The organism is Aeromonas sp. DSM 116730 (genome assembly GCF_046581335.1).
Classification (GTDB): Bacteria; Pseudomonadota; Gammaproteobacteria; order Enterobacterales; family Aeromonadaceae; genus Aeromonas; species Aeromonas rivipollensis.
In genome coordinates, this window is sequence record NZ_CP144265.1 from 316,494 (window position 1) to 335,091 (window position 18,598).

Annotated in this window: 15 protein-coding genes; all 15 read left to right on the forward strand. The window is 62.8% G+C overall.

Features of this window, described 5'->3' with window-relative positions:
• Nucleotides 1-2 precede the first annotated feature (2 nt).
• Nucleotides 3-1,223 (forward strand): type II secretion system F family protein, encoded by a 1,221-nt coding sequence (locus Aeroheme_RS01570; protein ID WP_139744578.1) that lies wholly within the window; start codon nt 3-5, stop codon nt 1,221-1,223.
• A gap of 57 nt (nt 1,224-1,280) precedes the next feature.
• The gene (locus Aeroheme_RS01575) at nt 1,281-1,742 is read left to right on the forward strand and encodes a hypothetical protein (protein WP_106885194.1); all 462 of its coding nucleotides are present in this window, start codon (nt 1,281-1,283) and stop codon (nt 1,740-1,742) included.
• 76 nt (nt 1,743-1,818) lie between these two features.
• Nucleotides 1,819-2,478: a type II secretion system protein gene (locus tag Aeroheme_RS01580; RefSeq protein WP_411166578.1), complete on the forward strand. Its 660-nt coding sequence runs from the start codon at nt 1,819-1,821 to the stop codon at nt 2,476-2,478.
• Nucleotides 2,479-2,496: 18 nt separating this feature from the next.
• On the forward strand, nt 2,497-2,943 hold the full coding sequence (locus Aeroheme_RS01585; protein ID WP_111910763.1) for a prepilin-type N-terminal cleavage/methylation domain-containing protein: 447 nt from the start codon (nt 2,497-2,499) through the stop codon (nt 2,941-2,943).
• A gap of 57 nt (nt 2,944-3,000) precedes the next feature.
• A complete protein-coding gene (locus tag Aeroheme_RS01590) occupies nt 3,001-3,489 on the forward strand; it encodes a type IV pilin protein (protein ID WP_111910762.1) in 489 nt (162 codons plus the stop codon).
• On the forward strand, nt 3,476-4,093 hold the full coding sequence (locus Aeroheme_RS01595) for a prepilin-type N-terminal cleavage/methylation domain-containing protein (protein ID WP_111910761.1): 618 nt from the start codon (nt 3,476-3,478) through the stop codon (nt 4,091-4,093). The genes Aeroheme_RS01590 and Aeroheme_RS01595 overlap by 14 nt, the downstream gene beginning before the upstream one ends.
• Complete coding sequence (locus Aeroheme_RS01600) at nt 4,093-4,869, forward strand: PilW family protein (protein ID WP_411166579.1); 777 nt, start codon at nt 4,093-4,095, stop codon at nt 4,867-4,869. Before Aeroheme_RS01595 ends, Aeroheme_RS01600 begins: the two co-directional genes overlap by 1 nt.
• The gene (locus tag Aeroheme_RS01605) at nt 4,859-5,332 is read left to right on the forward strand and encodes an MSHA biogenesis protein MshP (protein ID WP_411166580.1); all 474 of its coding nucleotides are present in this window, start codon (nt 4,859-4,861) and stop codon (nt 5,330-5,332) included. Before Aeroheme_RS01600 ends, Aeroheme_RS01605 begins: the two co-directional genes overlap by 11 nt.
• 25 nt (nt 5,333-5,357) lie before the next feature.
• Complete coding sequence (locus tag Aeroheme_RS01610; protein WP_411166581.1) at nt 5,358-9,725, forward strand: DUF6701 domain-containing protein; 4,368 nt, start codon at nt 5,358-5,360, stop codon at nt 9,723-9,725.
• Between the two features lie 216 nt (nt 9,726-9,941).
• The gene (locus tag Aeroheme_RS01615) at nt 9,942-10,982 is read left to right on the forward strand and encodes a rod shape-determining protein (protein WP_005308111.1); all 1,041 of its coding nucleotides are present in this window, start codon (nt 9,942-9,944) and stop codon (nt 10,980-10,982) included.
• A gap of 41 nt (nt 10,983-11,023) precedes the next feature.
• A complete protein-coding gene (gene mreC / locus Aeroheme_RS01620) occupies nt 11,024-11,932 on the forward strand; it encodes a rod shape-determining protein MreC (RefSeq protein WP_163148085.1) in 909 nt (302 codons plus the stop codon).
• Nucleotides 11,932-12,417, forward strand: a complete 486-nt coding sequence (gene mreD / locus Aeroheme_RS01625; RefSeq protein ID WP_025325450.1) for a rod shape-determining protein MreD — start codon at nt 11,932-11,934, stop codon at nt 12,415-12,417. Before mreC ends, mreD begins: the two co-directional genes overlap by 1 nt.
• Nucleotides 12,418-12,468: 51 nt before the next feature.
• Nucleotides 12,469-13,056: a Maf family protein gene (locus tag Aeroheme_RS01630; RefSeq protein WP_106885186.1), complete on the forward strand. Its 588-nt coding sequence runs from the start codon at nt 12,469-12,471 to the stop codon at nt 13,054-13,056.
• A 79-nt stretch (nt 13,057-13,135) separates the two neighbouring features.
• Nucleotides 13,136-14,605: a ribonuclease G gene (gene rng, locus Aeroheme_RS01635; RefSeq protein WP_025325452.1), complete on the forward strand. Its 1,470-nt coding sequence runs from the start codon at nt 13,136-13,138 to the stop codon at nt 14,603-14,605.
• Nucleotides 14,606-18,508: a YhdP family protein gene (locus Aeroheme_RS01640; protein WP_411166582.1), complete on the forward strand. Its 3,903-nt coding sequence runs from the start codon at nt 14,606-14,608 to the stop codon at nt 18,506-18,508.
• Nucleotides 18,509-18,598 lie beyond the last annotated feature (90 nt).

Sequence of the window (18,598 nt, forward strand, 5' to 3'; positions counted from 1 at the left end):
CCATGGGCAGCTTCAACTACAAGGGGCGCGACAGTCAGGGCCAGGCCGTCAGCGGCATGGTGGAGGCCGCCAGCGAGCTGGCCGCCGCCGAGCAGCTGATGCGCCGCGGCGTGATGCCCACCGAGCTCAAAGCGGGCAAGGCCAAGGCGGCCGGCATCGACTGGTCGCTGCTGCTGGAGGGGGGCGTCAAGCTGGAGGAGCTGGTGGTGTTCAGCCGCCAGATGTATGCCCTGACCCGGGCGGGCATTCCCATACTGCGCGCCATCGCCGGGCTGGAGGAGAGCGCCCACAGCAAGCCCCTCAAACGGGCACTGCACACCTTGGGGGAGGATCTGGGCAACGGGCGGCCGCTGTCGAGCTCGATGCAGGCGCACCCCAAGGTGTTCAACAGCCTGTTCGTCGCCATCATCCACGTCGGCGAGAACACAGGCCAGCTGGAGGAGGCCTTCCTGCAGCTCGCCAACTATTTCGATCTGGAGCTGGAGACCCGCAAGCGGATCAAGACCGCCATGCGCTACCCCAGCTTCGTGATGATTGCCATCGGCATCGCCATGGTGATCCTCAACATCATGGTGATCCCTGTCTTCGCCGGCATGTTTGCCAAGTTCGGGGTCGAGCTGCCGCTCGCGACCCGGATCCTGCTCGCCACCTCCCACTTCTTCGTCCACTACTGGTGGCTGCTGCTGGCCATCCTGGCGGGCATGGTGTTTGGCTGGCGCCGCTGGGTCGCGAGCCCCCAGGGCAAGCTGACCTGGCATCGCTGGCAGCTCAGGCTGCCCATAGTCGGCACCATCATAGAGCGCTCCCTGCTGGCCCGCTTCGCCCGCAGCTTCTCCATGATGCTCAAGGCCGGGGTGCCGCTCAACACGGCGCTGACCCTGGTGGCCGATGCGGTGGACAACGCCTATATGGCGGGGCAGATCCGCGACATGCGGGCGGGCATAGAGCGGGGCGAGAGCCTGCTGCGCACCGCCGGTGCCAGCGGCCTGTTCACCCCTCTGGTGATGCAGATGATCGCGGTGGGGGAAGAGACGGGCCAGGTGGACGAGCTGCTGCACGAGGCGGCCGAATACTACGAGCGGGAGGTGGATTATGACCTCAAGAGCCTCACCGCCCGCATCGAGCCCATCCTGATCGGCATAGTGGCCGTCATGGTGCTGGTGCTGGCGCTCGGTATCTTTACGCCCATGTGGGACATGATGCGTGCGGTTCGCGGCCAGTGATGTGTGGCAGCAGATGATGTGTGCCATATGCACGGGATTACGGCTAGAGAGGCGTGGATGAGCAGACAGTCCGAGCAGGATGAGCGCTGGCTGGGAGGCTACAGGCGGATGGTCGCCTGTCTCCTGCTGCTGGTCATCCTTGCCACCCTGGCCCTGAGCTATCGCAGCCACAGGGAGGAGGCGCTGGCGGTCAGCCTGAGCCTGCTGGGGGAGCAATTTGCCGAGCGGGCCCAGCGACTGCACGGGCGCTGGCTCGATGAGCGGCGCCCCGAGGTGCTGCATGCAGAAGGGGTGGCCTGGCAGTTCGATGGGCGGGGCTGGCCGCTGGCGGTGCTGCCGCTGCAGTCACCCTCCGCCAACTGCCGTCAGCTCTGGCTGACGCTGATCGGCCCCGAGGATCCGGGGTTGCCGTCCTGGCAGGCGCTCGCCAGCCAGCATGGGGACGGCTGCGAGTTTGGTTGGGAAGGGCACTGGCTGTTCTACCGTTTCAGCGATGGCCGGGTACTGGCGAAGCCTTGAGTCGATCTCTCAAGTGCTTCAGCCACATGATTTTTTTCTATCTGCATGAAATAATGCGGAACATTACGGAGGCAGCATGGCAGCAAAGAGAGTGAGCGCCGGCCAGGGACCAGGTCAGATGGCCGGTTTTTCCCTGATAGAGCTGGTGATCGTCATCGTGATTCTGGGGATCCTGGCCGTCACCGCCTTGCCCCGTTTTCTCGACGTGACCGACGAGGCGAAGAAGGCCAGCGTGGAAGGGGTGTCAGGCGGTTTCGCCACCGGGGTCTCCCTGGTGCGGGCCCAGTGGGAAGCCGAGGGGCGTGCCAGGCAGGACAGCATCAATACGGTGCTGTACGACGGTTCCCGTTTCTATCTGACCACGCCGACCGACAGCCAGGTCAGCAACGGCGAGCTCTCCCCCGGCTATCCCATGGACACGGCGGCGAGCGGTGCTCCCGATGTGGATCCGGCCAATCTGACGGCGGCCCGCTGTCTCAATATTTGGGAGGGCTTGTTGCAGAATCCTCCCAAGGCTACTGCCAACTTTGACGAGGTGCGCGGTAGCGGCAATGACCTGAAGTTCTATGCCACGGTGAGCAACAATGGACTGGATTCGGTCTGCCGTTACTATCTGGTCAACAGCCTGAGCAAGGGAAGTGATGGGCGCTATCAGGACCCGCAAGGGAGCACCGATGCCTACATGAGTTTCAGTTACCGCCCGGCCTCCGGCCAGGTGACTACCAATATCAATTGATAAACAGAGGAAAATGTAATGAAAAAGCAGGCGGGTTTTACCCTGATCGAACTGGTGATCGTGATCATCATCCTGGGCATTCTGGCGGTCACCGCCGCGCCCAAGTTCCTGAATCTGCAGGATGATGCTAAGAAGTCTGCCGCGCAGGGCGTGCAGGCAGCGTTGTCCAGCGCTGCCAATCTGGTCTATAGCAAGGCAGCTCTGAATGGGCAGGAAAAGGCATCTGCGGCAGATGGTACAGACTTGACTGGGATGACCGGTGTCAAGGTTATCTATGGCTACCCGACCGCTGATACCATTTCCGCTGCTGTAACCCTGGACGGCTGGGTTGCAGCTTCTGGCGCAACTGCTCTCGAGTCAACTTTTGCCCCTGCTAATACCAGTGGCAATACTTGTACCGTAAAATACACAGCCGCAACCAGTGATACTGTTCCTTTCAAAACCGAGTTGCAAAACTGTAAGTAATACGTGTTGACAAGCGAGGCTTCGGCCTCGCTTTTTCATTATTCAATGAGCAACCAAATGCCGAGAAACAAGGGCTTTACCCTGATAGAACTGGTTATCGTAATCCTGTTGCTCGGGATTCTGGCCGCCTTTGCCGTGCCCAAGTGGCTGGGCAAAGGCGGCTTTGAAACCCATACCCTGCGTGACGAGCTGGTGACCCGGTTGCGGCTGGTGCAGACCATGAACATGCATGAAGGGGAGGCGCGCTGCACCCAGCTGGTGGTCGCCTCTCCCCGTTTTGCCCACCGAACTTATGCGGCGTGTCCTGCCAGCGATGATCTGAGCAGTGGCTGGACCGATAATCTGCGCACCCGTGGTCGGCTGGTGACCGCCTCTGACGGAATCACTCTTTCCCTGAACAGCAACAACAACTTCGTGCTGCGCTTCGATCAGATGGGGCGGCCGCTTGGCGCCTGCGCGGGTGGCTGCACTCTGCTGGTGAGCGATGGCCGTGAGACCAGCCGCATCAAGATCGAATCCGAGGGGTATATCCATGAGATCCCTTAAGCGCGGCTTTACCCTGATAGAGCTGATCGTCGGCATAGTGCTGCTGGCGATAGCGCTGACCGGCATCCTGGGCTTGCTTGTCAATCAGGCACCCCAGGCGGTGGATCCGGTGCAGCAGGTGCGCGCCGCCCAACTGGCTCAACGCATCTTGAACGAGGTGCTGCAAAAATCCTTCGATGAACACTCGGATCACAATGGCGGTCGCTTTCGCTGTGGCGAGACGGCCGGAACCCCTCCCGTGACCTATCCTGCCTGCACCGATAGCGCCAGCTATGGCCCGGACAGCGGTGAGACCCGCCCTTATCAGTTCAACGACGTGGACGACTATCAGACCAGCGCCATCTGTGCCGCCACCAAGGAACCGCCCAGCTGTGATGGCGACTGGGTGCCCGCCAACTACTTCAGTACTCATAGCGGACAGAAGTCAGGTGAGAGTGAATATCTGAACTTCTGGATCAGGATCCGGGTGACGGCGGACGATCTGGGCCAGGCTCCTCCCCCCTGTACTCATGGCATTCCCTGTGTTGGCAAACGTCTCGAGTTGACCGTGCGCCTGCCGGATGGGGGTGAAGTGGATTTCGCCCTCTATCGGGGGAATTACTGATGCGGCCGTCACCGGGTTTTACCCTGGTCGAGCTGGTGATGGTGATCCTGCTGCTTGGGGTGATGGCGACCTTCTCCAGCCAGTTTATCGGCATCGGCACCCAGATCTATGGAGAGGCCAGCCGCCGCGAGCAGTTGATGAGCGATGCCCGCTTCGCCATGGAGCGGCTCAATCGCGAGCTGCGGGATGCGGTCCCCGGCTCGGTGCAAGTGGAAGCTTCTGATAGTGGGATACCGGGCGCCTGTCTGCGCTTTTGGCCCATTGTCACCGTCAACCGCTATCTGAGCCTCAATAAGCCCGTAGCAGGTCGTTTCGAGCTAACCCTGGTGGCTTCATCCGCCAGCGAGCTTCCCGCTGATGAGGATTGGGCCGTTGTGTATCCCATCTCAGGAAAGGGGGGGCTAGAAGCTGGATGCGTCTATGGCAACTGTGTGGCGACTGTGAAGGCGCCACCACCGAGCGCCGTGAACGGGATAGGGACTGTGACCGTGGATGCGGCGTTTGATGGGGAATCCCCCGCCAAACGCATCTATTTTGCTAATCAGCAGGTGCGTTATTGTATCGACGCTCAGGGTACCTTGATGCGGTACAGTGAATCCACGCAGAATGAGCCCACGCATGCCCTGATGGCAGAACATATTCGGCCCACCGAATCCTATTTCTACCGAGACCCCGCCGCCTTCAGCCCGAGCGAGGTGGGGTTGCGGCTGGTGTTCGAGCAGCGCGGCGAGCGCGTCCTCTTCAACCACAAGCTGGAGACGCTCAATGTTCCCTAGGCCACCCCGCAGGCTGGCGCCCCAGCGCGGCAGCGCCATCATGGTCGCCCTCTTCGTCATCGTCATCATGGCCCTGCTGGCGGCGGCCATGGGCCGCTTCCTGGTGGACAGCAGCGAGAAGAACACGGTGGAGGTGCGCGGGGTGCGAGCCCTGATGGCGGCCCAGAGCGGGCTGGAAATCGCCCTCTATCAGCTGTTTCCCAATCGCAGTGGCGCCGAGTCGCCCGCCGCCTGCACCAGGGTGGCGGCGTCCCGGGCATTCGACAAGGATCCTGGCCTGAGCGGGTGCCGGGTGTCGGTGAGCTGCAATGAGACCCAGGCCAGTCAGGGGGGGAAGACCAGCACCACCTACCGACTCACCAGCCTGGGCACCTGTGGTACAGAAGCTCAGGCGGGTGCCAACCCGGATTTTGCCGTCAGCCGCACCCTGGTGGCGGAAGCCTTTGATGGAGTGACACAGTGAGATCCCCAATGAGGAGTGAGCACCCATGATGCCCCGCTTGAGTTCAGGCCTGTGGCTGGCGCTGCTCTGGTGCTCTGCCTCGGTGCAGGCCGCCAGCCAGTGCACTGCGGCCTTCGCCTACCCGGTTCAGAGCCATGCTTCTCCCGGTCGGCTAGCCATGAGTGGCGAGAGCCGGATCACCAGCGCCACCATGGACACCAATTACCCCTTCCTTGGCAAAACCATCCAGCCGAACGCCAACTGCAACAACGGTGGCTTCTGGAACAACGGCACCTGGGTTTCCAGTTGCAACGTCAGCGGCGTCCTGGCCAGCCCGCTCAAGGATGTGGCATTTATCAGCGACCCCAACGAGTTTCCTGCCAACCCGGGAGGCTTTCCGTCCTATAGTGGGAAAAAGGATCTCGCTTGCGACGGCGCCATATCGCCTGCAGCCGGTGACTACAAGAGTGCCTCATGGGGGGGCAACAGTTGCGTGGCGACCCTGAAATCGGGCCAGACCTATCGTTTCGATACCCTGTCGATCAGCGAAGGGGCGAGGCTCAACCTCAACGGCGCGACCGTCTATGCCAAGAAGCTGACCATCAGGAATGATTACAACAGTGGCGTCACCGGGTCGGGAAACCTTCATGTGAACGATCTGATGGTCACGGGCCAGGGCAAGCTCAACGACGCCAGGGTCACCGTCTACAGCTCTCTGGAGGTCTCGGGCAATGGAGATACCGGGACGGCTGTCTTCCAGCCGCGCTACATAGATAACGTCACTATGGATGTTTCGGCCGGTGGCCAGAGCGTGCTGATGGGAGCCGGAGACTGGGTCATCAAGAACCTGGGGATGAAGCGCAACAGTGTCATGACTTTCCAGGGTCAGAGCTCTCTCGCTGTCTATGGGCTAAAGATGGAGGGGCAGGGCAAGATCACGGCCGCGGGCAGTCGCAGCGATCTGATCCTCAAACTGCATCAGACTCTGGAGGTGAGCGACAACGGCGTCATCAATGGCTATCTGCAGGCCAATTATGTCAAGACCTTCAAGCATCAGAGCACGTCCGACATCCGGCTCTACTTCCGTGGCGGCAGCCACTGGATCGAGAAGCTGGAGCTTGGCAGCAACGATCAGCTGATCTTCGATACCGGCTTCGCCGCCCAGCTCTACCTCAAGAGTGACCTGACCCTGAGCAACCAGATGGAGGTTAATGCCGGCGGCAAGGCCAACGACCTGAGGCTCTACCACTTCGGCAAGGTCACCATGAGCGACAATGCCAAACTCAATGCCATGCTCTATGTGAATGCGGGCGATCTGGTCATGAGCTGGCAGGCCCAGCTGACGGGTGCCGTGTCGGCGGTGAATGTCTCCATGACGAACAACAGCAAGGTGATCCATGAGCCCTTTACCGGTGACTGGCCCGGTATCTGTGAAGAGGAGCTCACCTGCTTCAGCGACGACTTCTCCGCCAGTACCCTCAGCAATAACTGGGTGGTGGCAAGCAGCAGCGGCGACTTTACCCCCGCCATCGTCAATGGCCGGCTCGGCATGACCCGGGCCAGCCCCAAGCAATCCACCTCGGCGACTTACCAGCGGCTCTTCCCCGCCGCCAACAACCTGGTGACCATAGAATTCGACCAGTATGCCCACGGCGGCAACGGGGCGGACGGCATGGCGGTGGTGCTCTCGGATGCCAGGGATACCCCCCAACCTGGCGCCTTCGGCGGGCCCCTCGGGTATGGTTTCAAGACGGGGGTCAACAACGGCTTTGCCGGTGGCTGGCTCGGGGTGGGCATAGACGAATATGGCAACTTCTCCGGCGAAGGCGGGGCGACCAACAAGGGGCGGCGCAAGCAGTCCGTGGTGGTGCGTGGCTCGGGCTCAGGCACCAGCGGCTACAACTACCTCAAGGGGACTTGCAAAGACGGCGCCGACAACGCCAACGGCAACTGCCTGTCGCCGACCGTGGACAGCGGCTCGGACAGCAATCGTCCTCATCGTTATCGACTGACCATAGATTCGCGTACCAAGGACCAGTCCATGGTCAAGGTGGAGCGCAACACGGGGAGCGGTTACAGCACCCTTATCGACAGCTTCAATGCCGCCGCCCAGAGTGGCCAGGCGGCCATTCCCGAGAATCTGCTGTTGTCTCTGACCGGCTCGACCGGGGATGCAACCAACGCCCACCAGATCGACAACGTCCGGATTTGCGCCCTCAAATCCAATCCGGTGGGGACCCAGATCAATCACTTCGAGTTCGATCACTCCGGTCAGGCCCTGACCTGCAACCCGGAGACTCTCACCATACGGGCCTGCGCCAACGACAGTTGCAGCCAGCTGTTCACGGACCCGGTAAGCGCCACCCTGACGCCGCTTAAAAACGGCAGCAACGGCTGGGTGGCCGACAGCCAGGTGAGCTACAGCGGCAGCACAGCTACCGTGAATTTCAGCGGCGGCACCACCAAATTGCAGCTGCGCAACAATCTGGCGAGCGCCATGAGGGTGGGGGTGAGTGGCTCGACACCGTCCACCAAGCCGCTTAGCACGACGCTTTGCCGGGCGGGCAGCGGTGCCCTGAGCGACGCCGCCTGTACCCTGGACTTTGCCGATAGCGGCTTTGTGTTCGATGTGCTGGATACCGATGCCAGCAAGCCCCAGCATGTGCTGGATACCTATGCTAACAAGCCCCAGCAAGTGGTGATGAAGGCGGTCAAGAAAGACGATACCAGCCAGCGGTGCGTGCCGAGCTTTGCCGAAGTGAGCAAGCCGATCCGTTTCTGGAGCGACTATGTCAGCCCAGCGAGCAACACCTTCGGCAGCAAGGTGACCGTGAACGGTACGGCCATCGCCACCTCGCAGGGGACGGCCACCGCCAGCAATCTGAGCTTCGATGCCAAGGGTGAGACCACTCTTACCGTGAATTACCCGGATGCGGGCCAGATGCGGCTCAATGCCCGCCACGATGGCAGCGGCGACACGGCAGGCCTGGTGATGACGGGGTCGGATATCTTCGTCAGCCGTCCGGTCGGGCTCTGCATCACGCCCACCCAAGGGACCTGCGCGGCAGGGGATGTCAGCTGCCCGGTGTTCAAGAAGACCGGCGAGGCGTTCCGGCTGAATATCACTGCCATGGCCTGGCAGAGCGACAACGATGGCGATATCTGCGTCGGCAATGGCACCACGCCAAACTTCGTGTTGTCCGATATCGCCCTGACCAGCGAGCTGGTGGCTCCCCAAGGGGGCATCGTCGCCCAGGTTACCCCGAATAAGTACAGCCACGTTGCTGCCAGTAACAGCCTCAATTCGCCCACCCCCAGCCTCAACGAGGTCGGGGTATTCCGGATCAAGGCGACGCCACCGGTGGCGACGCCGCCAGAGGGAAGCACTGTATCTACGGGCTATTTCGGCTACACCATCCCCCCCGCCAGCAGCGTGCCGGTAGGGCGCTTCGTGCCCTGGGACTACAGCCTGAGCGGCGGCTTCATCACACCAGCCTGTTCCCCCTTTACTTATATGAGCCAGCCCTTCGCCAGCGGTTTTGTCATCACGGCTCGCAATCGCAAGGGCGGCACCACGCAGAACTATGAGGGGGCTTTCGCCAGGGGAATGGCGCAGATGGTCGCGGCCAATGCCCTCGACGGGGTGGATCGCTCCGCCCGTATCACGTTGACGCCCGCCTTGGACTGGGTGGACGGGGTCGCCAGTGTCAATCAGCAAGCCCCCATGCTGGACAATACCCGCTTCGATCGTGGCGCCGCCCCGGAGGGGCCGCTTTCCCTGCTCGATGTCGGTATGCGGGTGGATGACAGAGATGGCGGGCTGACGGTGCTGGCCGGGGCAGATATGAACCCCGAGATCGAGGGGGGCTGTCAGGGGGCGGGTTGCAACGCCGTCCTGCTGGGGACTCAGGAGATGCGCTATGGCCGGCTGTTGGCCAGCACCCGGCAGGGGGTCGCCAGCGCCCCGCTTACGTTGCCGTTGCAGGTGCAATATTTCGAAGGGGGGGGTTGGAAAGTCAATCAAGCGGATGTTTGTACGCAGCTATCTCTGGCCAATAATGGTTTTGATCCGGCAACCATCCTGGATCCGACGCGCAAGATCAGTTTCAACAACGGTTCTTATGAGGTTACGGGTCAGGTACCAGGAGATACGCCGCCACAATCTTTCAACAGCACCCTGACCCTCAGCGGTCTGGCTGCGCCAGCCAGTGTAGCGACAGTAAATAAAGGTGAGATCCTGTTTCATTTCTCTGCACCAAATGTCGCGGTGCGAATTCCCTACAAGGTGGAATTGTCGAAACAGCCGTCACGGCCACTCTGGCTGTCGGATCCACTCACTCAGGCGGGGGAGGCCATTTTCGGCTCCACTCGAGGCAATGATCGCATTATTTATCGCCGCGAAGTGATGCCCTGAAAATGATATGGGGATAAGGAGAGGGGCGCTTTGGGGTGGGCCTGCGTCTTATCTCCTTGTTTCGTAGTGTTTGTCTGCCTGAGCGGGTGAGTGATGACTCGCATTTTTGTCGCGCCTGATTGACTGGCGACAGTTTGAGCGCTTGCCCATTGGGGTGGGCATTGGTAAAGTTAGCCGGTTTTCTGCACCTCCAAATTCTTAGGATTTCCCGTAGCCATGTTCAAAAAGCTCAGAGGCGTCTTTTCCAACGATCTGTCGATCGATTTGGGAACTGCCAACACCCTGATCTACGTAAAAGATCAAGGGATCGTCCTTAACGAACCCTCAGTTGTCGCCATTCGCCAAGAGCGCGGGAACGCCAAATCGGTCGCTGCCGTCGGTCATGCCGCCAAGCAGATGCTGGGTCGTACCCCTGGTAACATCTCCGCCATTCGTCCGATGAAGGACGGCGTGATCGCCGACTTCTACGTGACCGAGAAGATGCTGCAGCACTTCATCAAGCAGGTTCACGACAACAACTATTTCCGCCCCAGCCCCCGTGTGCTGGTGTGTGTACCGTGCGGCTCCACCCAGGTCGAGCGCCGTGCCATCAAGGAATCCGCGCTGGGCGCCGGTGCCCGCGAGGTCTACCTGATCGACGAACCCATGGCTGCTGCCATCGGTGCCGGCTTGCCGGTCTCCGAAGCAACAGGTTCCATGGTGGTGGACATCGGTGGTGGTACCACTGAAGTGGCCATCATCTCCCTGAACGGCGTGGTCTACTCCCAGTCCGTGCGTATCGGTGGCGACAAGTTTGATGAAGCCATCATCAGCTACGTGCGCCGCAACTACGGCAGCCTGATCGGGGAAGCCACCGCCGAGCGCATCAAGCACGAGATCGGCTCCGCCTACCCGGGCGAAGAGGTGCGCGAGATCGAAGTTCGTGGTCGCAACCTGGCCGAGGGCGTGCCCCGCAGCTTCACTCTGAACTCCAACGAGATCCTGGAAGCGCTGCAAGAGCCGCTGTCCGGCATCGTCTCCGCCGTCATGGTCGCCCTGGAGCAGTCCCCGCCCGAGCTGGCGTCCGACATCTCCGAGCGCGGCATGGTGCTGACCGGTGGTGGCGCCCTGCTCAAGGACATCGACCGTCTGCTGATGGAAGAGACCGGCATCCCGGTCGTCGTGGCTGAAGATCCCCTCACCTGTGTCGCCCGTGGCGGTGGCAAGGCGCTGGAGCTGATCGATATGCACGGTGGCGATCTGTTCCACTACGAATAAGACCCAAAGCCGGCCGAGCGCCGGCTCTTTTTTGACGACTCATGAAACCCATCTTTGGTAGAGGCCCTTCGCTTCAGTTACGGTTGTTTCTCGCCGTCATCATCTCTGTCGCTGCCATCGTCGCGGATTCCCGCTTCGGTGTGTTTACGCACGTCCGCGTCTATCTGAGTTCCCTCGTCAGCCCGCTGCAATACATCGCCAATGCGCCCGGTACCCTGCTCGACACCATGTCGACCCAGGTGCAGACCCGATCCAGCCTGATCGAGCAGACCAAGCAGCAGGAGCAGCAGCTGTTCACCCTGCGCTCCCGCCTGCTCAAGCTGGATCAGCTGGAGCACGAGAACCAGCGGCTGCGCGAGCTGCTCGGTTCGCCGGTGCACAAGGAGTCCCGCAAGATGGTGGCCGAGCTGCTGTCGGTGGATTCCGACCCCTTCAGCCATCAGGTGCTGATCAACAAGGGGGCGCTGGACGGCGTCTATAACGGCCAGCCGGTGATCAACGATCAGGGGGTGGTCGGCCAGGTGCTCCACGTGGGCTCCACCACCAGCCGCGTCCTGCTCATCACCGACTCCAGCCACGGCATTCCGGTGCGGGTGCTGCGCAACGATCTGCGCGCCATCGCCTCCGGCAGCGGCGAGCTGGACAAGCTGGAGCTGCGCAACCTGCCGCGCAACACCGACGTCCAGGTCGGCGATCTGCTGGTCACCTCGGGCCTCGGCGGCCGCTTCCCGGAAGGTTATCCGGTGGCGACCGTGACCCGCTCCGACTATGTGGAGGGCAAGCCCTTCGCCCAGATCGAGGCCAGGCCCCTGGTGGCGCTGGACAGGCTGCGTTACCTGCTGCTGCTGTGGACCGACAAGAAGCCGGAAGTGCATGACGACGAGCCCATGACGCCGGCGGCGGCGCCCTCTGCGGCGACGGCCACCTCGGCGGCGGAGGCGACGCGCTGATGCTGCAACCCGCCAGCGGCAGGATCTGGATCTGGATCTCGATCCTGCTGGCCCTGTGCCTCTCGATCCTGCCGCTTCCCTTTCAATTCGAACCCTTCAGGCCGGACTGGCTCGCCATGGTGCTCATCTACTGGGCGCTGGCGTTGCCGCACCGCACCAACGTCGGCACCGCCTGGGTGGCGGGCCTGCTGCTGGATGTGCTGCTCGGCAGCACCCTCGGCGTGCGGGCCATGGCCATGGCCATCACCACCTATCTGGCGGCCTTCCAGTTCCAGAAGATCCGCAACTTCTCCCTCTGGCAGCAGGCGCTGATCATCGGTCTGCTCTCCCTGGTGGGCAAGATCACCGTGTTCTGGGCCGAGCACCTGTTCAGCCGTGCCAGCCTCAACCTGGCCTACTTTTGGTCGACGTTGACAACGATGTTAATATGGCCCTGGATTTTTATGGTCTTGCGCAAGGTACGCCGTCGCTTCAATATCAAGTGAACATGAGCAAAAACAACGGATTGTAACTGCGTCTCATCTCATTGAGTGAATATGAACAAGCACAACGAACTGCAACTCTATCTCGCCTCGGGCTCGCCCCGCCGGCATGAACTGCTGACCCAGCTGGGCTACCGTTTCGAGGTGCTCAGGCTGGATGTGCCCGAGCAGCGGGAAGCGGGCGAAAAGCCCCAGGATTACGTCTGCCGGCTCGCCCGTGACAAGGCGATGGCCGGTGTGGCCGCGGCCCCGACCGCATTGCCTGTGCTGGGCGCCGACACCATAGTGGTGCTGGGGGACAGGGTGCTGGAGAAACCCTCCGACCTGCTCGATGCCAAAGACATGCTGGAGGCGCTCTCCGGCAAGGTCCATCAGGTGATGACGGCGGTGGCACTGGCCACCCCGGAGCGCTGCGACGTGCGGCTGGTGACCACCAATGTGGCATTCCGCAAGCTGGACGAGGCCGAGATCGAGGCCTACTGGCGCACGGGTGAACCCTGTGACAAGGCCGGCGCCTATGCCATCCAGGGAATAGCCGGCAAGTTCGTCAGCCGCATCGAGGGTAGCTACAGCGCCGTGGTCGGCCTGCCCCTGCTGGAGACGGATCTGTTGATCAAGCAGCACCTCGAGCAGACTCGGTAATCCCCTCGTCAGCAGTTCGCTGCTGAGTTACCCGTTGTTCGTCGTGCCAGAATTCAAAACTAGAAAGGCAAGGTAACTTATGTCAGTAGAACTGCTGGTGAACGTCACCCCCTCAGAGACCCGGGTCGCCTTGGTCGAGAACGGGCTGCTGCAGGAAGTGCATGTAGAACGTCAGGCCAAGCGCGGCATAGTGGGCAACATCTACAAGGGCAAGATCAGCCGTGTGCTGCCCGGCATGCAGGCCGCCTTCGTCGACATCGGCATGGACAAGGCCGCCTTCCTGCACGCCTCCGACATAGTGCCCCACACCGAGTGCGTGGCGATCAAGGAGAAGGAGCAGTTCCAGGCGGGCAACATCGCCGAGCTGGTACGCCAGGGTCAGGACATCATGGTGCAGGTGGTGAAAGATCCCCTGGGCACCAAGGGTGCCCGTCTCACCACCGACATCACACTGCCGTCCCGCTACCTGGTCTTCATGCCGGGCAGTGCCCACGTCGGCGTCTCCCAGCGCATCGAGTCCGAAGCTGAGCGGGAACGCCTCAAGCGCACCGTGGCGGGCTATGTGGACGAGCTGGGTGGCTACATCATCCGCACCGCCGCCGAAGGGGTGGGGGAGCAGGAGCTGGAGCAGGACGCCGCCTTCCTCAAGCGGTTGTGGCGCAAGATCCTGGAGCGCAAGCAGAAGTACCCGCCCTGCAAGATCCTCTACGAGGATCCCAGCCTGGCCTTCCGGGTGGTGCGCGACTTCGTCGGTGCCGAGCTCGACAAGATCCGGGTCGATTCGCGCCAGAGCTTCGAGCTGCTCTCGCACTTCACCGGGGAGTATGTGCCCGAGCTCGCGAACAAGCTGGAGTACTACTCCGGCGAGTCGCCCATCTTCGATCTCTACGATGTGGAGAACGAGATCCAGCGCGCCCTGGAGCGCAAGGTGGAGCTGAAATCCGGCGGCTATCTCATCATCGACCAGACCGAAGCCATGACCACGGTGGACATCAACACAGGTGCCTTCGTGGGCCATCGCAACCTGGAAGAGACCATCTTCAACACCAACGTCGAGGCCACCGCCGCCATCGCCCGCCACCTGCGGTTGCGCAACCTGGGCGGCATCATCATCATCGACTTCATCGACATGCAGTCGGAAGATCACCGCCGCCGGGTGCTGCACAGCCTGGAGCTGGCGCTGGCGAAAGACAGGGCCAAGACCAACGTCAACGGCTTCTCCCAGCTCGGGCTGGTGGAGATGACCCGCAAGCGCACCCGGGAGAGCCTGGAGCACGTGCTCTGCTCCGAATGCCCCGAGTGCAAGGGCCGTGGCCGGGTCAAGACGGTGGAGTCGGTCTGCTTCGAGATCCTGCGGGAGATCATCCGGGTCAACCGTGCCTACGATGCGGATCAGTTCACCGTCTATGCGGCCCCCTCGGTGGCCGATTACCTGCGGGGGGAGGAGTCCCACAGTCTGGCCGAGCTGGAAGTCTTCATCGGCAAGCAGGTCAGGGTGGTGACGGAGCCGCTCTGTGGGCAGGAACAATTCGATGTGGTGATGATGTAATTGATCTACCGCTGGCTGAGTCGGGGCTGGTTAGCCCTCGGGGTCTTCTTCGTGCTGCTGGCCATCCTGGTCAGCGTGGTACGCCTTGGCGGCCCCCTGCTCAACCAGCACAGGCAGGCACTGATCGCCACCCTGCTCGGCGACAGCCAGCTGGAGGTAAGCGTCGAGCACGTCGGGTTGAGCTGGACCCAGCGCGGCCCGGCCCTCGAGCTGCAAGGGCTGGCCATCGCACCCGATTCGGGGCGCTTCTCCCTGCGCCTTGGCAAGGTGTGGGCCCACCTCGACTTCTGGCGCTCCATCAACGACTGGAAACCGGTGTTCGGCCAGCTGCTGCTGAGCGACGGCGACATAGCGCTGGATCTGGCGCAGCCGGCCGCCCCGACCGGCGAGAAGAGCCCGGATCAGCAGCGGGCCCTGCTGCGCTTCCTGCTGACCCAGCTCTCCACCTTCGACATTCATGACAGCCGCCTGAGCGTGACCACGGCGCTCGGAGAGGTGCGCGCCCTCAACATCGCCCAGCTGCGCTGGCAGAATCGCGGCAAGCGCCATCAGGGGGTGGGCAAGGCCTACCTCATCAACGGGGTGGGCGAGAGCGCCATCGATCTCATCATCGACGTGGATGCCCCGCAAGTGCGCCTCGACAGGCTCAAGGGCCAGCTCTACCTGGGGGCCAGCGAGCTGGACATCAGCCCCATGCTGGCGCGGATCCATGCCGGTGAACCCAAGGTGACCGGCCAGCTCGACTTCCAGCTGTGGAGCGAGTTCGAGGGGGGCAGGCTCGGCAACTCCCTGCTGGCCTTTGGCAACAACCACCTGATCTGGAAGGACGAGGTCAAGGGCGAGCCGCACCGGCTCGATCTGCAGGGGGGCAAGATCCAGCTGCGGCGCGACGGTGAGGAGTGGCAGCTCGCCAGCCATGACGTGACCTTCAAGCTCGATGGGGCGACCTGGCTGCAGAGCCGGTTGCAGCTCGAGCGGGTCGGCTCCCGCATCCAGGGCTATGTGCCCGCCATCGATCTCAACCAGATGGCCAACCTGAGCCAGCTGGTCTCGGGCCTCTATCCCAGCCTGACCAACACCCTCAAGCACACCCAGCCCAAGGGCAAGGTGCAGGAGCTGGTGCTGCAGGCCGATGGCGACTGGCAGGGGCTCTCCCTGAGCGGGCAGCTCAGGGGCTTCGAGACCAAGGCCTGGCACGATGTGCCCGGGCTGCAGAAACTGGACGGCGACTTCTGGCTGACCCCGGCCGGGGGCAGCGCCCGCCTGACCCTGGGCAAGGGCAAGGTGGATCCCGCCCGTCACTTCAAGGTGCCTATCCCGGTCGACAGCCTCTTTGCGCGCCTCGACTGGTGGCGCGAGACGCAAGGCTGGGTGCTCTACGGCCAGGATATAGCGCTGGATAACGAGGACTTGACCCTCGCCAGCCGCTTCCGCCTCGAGCTGTTCGAGCACCCCTTCCTCGCCCTGACCGGTCGCATCGACGTGAAGAATGCGGCCCATGCGGATCGCTACTATCCGCTGGCCGTGATGAGCGACGGCCTGGTGGACTACCTGAGCGGCGCCATCAAGGGGGGCAAGGCCAAGGGGGCCGATCTGCTCTGGTATGGCGAGTTCCGCGACTTCCCCTATGACAACGGCAAGGGGGTCTTCCAGGTCGCCGTGCCGCTGGAGCAGGCCACCTACGAGTTCTTCCCCGGTTGGCTGCCGCTCACCGAGCTGCAGATTGATCTCCTGTTCCAGAACGCGGGTCTGGACATGCGCAGCAGCGCCACCCGGCTCGGCAAGGCCAGATCCGACGCAGTGCATGCCTGGATCCCGGATCTCTCCCCCGGGGCACACCTCTATGTGGATGCCAAGGTCCAGGGGGAGGGGCAGGCCATCAGCGGTTACCTGCAGGAGTCTCCCCTCGCGGGTTCCGTGGGGCAGGCGCTGCGGGAGATCGAGATCCGCGGCCCCATGGAGGGCACGGTCAAGCTGGACATACCGCTGGATGGCAAGGGCGAGGTCAAGGCCAGTGGAGAGGCGAACTTCCATGACAACAGCGTCAGGATCGCCACCCTGGATCTGCCCCTGGAGAAGGTGCAGGGACGGCTCGAATATGACAACGAGCACACGCACTTCAGCAACCTCAAGGCCAGCCTGTGGAACCAGCCGCTGACCCTGGATTACCGGGGCAAGCAGTTGCCCCACGGCTATCAGGCGGATCTCAAGTTCAAGGGACTCTGGGACAGCAGTCGCCAGCGCCAGGACATTCCCGCCCTCGAGATGCTCAAGGGGCGCAGCAACTGGACGGGGACCCTGGGGTTGACCCTGCCCGAGAACAAGGCCTTCAGCTTCCAGCTGGCGCTGGACTCCAACCTGCAGGGGATGGGGCTGGATCTGCCAGTGCCGCTGACCAAGGCGCCCGGGAGCCGGCTCCCCCTCAAGGTAACGGCACGGGGCCGCGACGGCAGCGCCGACATTCGCGCCGTGCTGGGGGCCGATGTGGATATGCAGAGCCGGCTGGTGTACGGCGAGGGGGCTCCCTACCTCAGCCGGGTGCGGGTCAACGTCGGTCAGCCCGGGGCCAGGGTGCTGCAAGACAAGCCCATGCTGCTCGCCATCAATCAGCCCCAGGCCGACGTGGCCGGCTGGCTGGCACGGCTCACGCGCTGGTTGCCGGGCAAGGGGGCTGGGAGCAGCGGCAATGCGGTGGTCGGTCCCGCCTTCCTGCCCCAGGAGTGGTGGGTCGATGGTCTGCTAGCCCGAGCCGACATCGGCAGCGCCAACCTCAAGGCGGTGCACTTCACCGTGGGGCCGGCAAACCTGGCCACCGAGGTGATGATCGATAGCCCCGAGGTGATGGGGGTAGTGCGCATTCCCGTGACGGACAGGCAGCCCATAGACGCCAAGTTCGCCCGTATTCACTGGTCAGGCAAAGGCTCCGATCTCAGCCCCGAGCCCGATGCGAGGCAGGACAAGGCCATCATGGATGCCATTCCCTGGCTCACCTTCAGCTGCGTGGATTGCCGCTTCGGCGCCCTGCCGCTCGGGGAGCTCAAAGGGGAGCTGGTGCCCGGTGCCAACCGGCTCGATCTCAAGGGGCTGGAGATGCGGCTCGCCGGCAGTACCCTGAGCGGGAGCGCCGAGTGGCTGGCGCAGCCCGGCCAGATGCAGACCCGGGCCCGTGCCCACCTCAGCACCCAGAACAGCGAGCTGCTGCTCAAGCGACTCGGCTTCACCTCGCCCATAGGCGACGCGCCGGGCAAGCTGGCACTGGATCTGAGCTGGCGTGACGTGCCCTACCGGCTGGACTTGCCGACCCTGGCAGGCAGTGCCGATTACCAGCTGGAGGGGGGCACACTGCGGGAGGTCAACGACAAGGGGGCGCGCCTGCTCTCCCTGCTGAGCCTCGACTCGCTGATGCGCAAGCTGCGCCTCGATTTTCGCGATGTGTTCGACAAGGGCTTCTACTTCGAGTCCATGTCGGCCTCTGCCAAGATCAAGCAGGGGGTGGTGGAGAACAACGACTTCTACATGAAGGGGGCCGCAGGCAACCTGCGTGGCGAGGGCATCGCCGATCTGGTGCGCTGGCGTCTCGATTACGATCTGAGCTTCTCCCCGAACCTGGGCGGCACACTGCCGGTGGTGGCTGCGTTCTCGCTGACCCCGATCACCGGACTCTATGTGCTGGCGCTCTCCAAGCTGCTGGAGCCTGTGGTGGATGTGGTGACCCGCATCGACTTCCGGGTCTCGGGCCCGCTGGACTCCCCCAAGCTGATCGAGGCCGGCCGGGATCGCGCCCGCATCAAGCTCAACCAGCAGCAGAAGCAGGCGGTGGATGCGGTGGCGCCCAACCTGCCCGCCGAGGAGGTCAGCCCCTTCCTGCTGACCCCCAAGCACGGCGGGCCAGCCCAGCGCTGAGGAGCGGCGTCCGGTGCCAAATTCCTTTCGTCCCGGGCCCGAACCCCTCATAGTGCTGGGAGTCCCCCGCAAGCCGAGGATGCAGAGTCC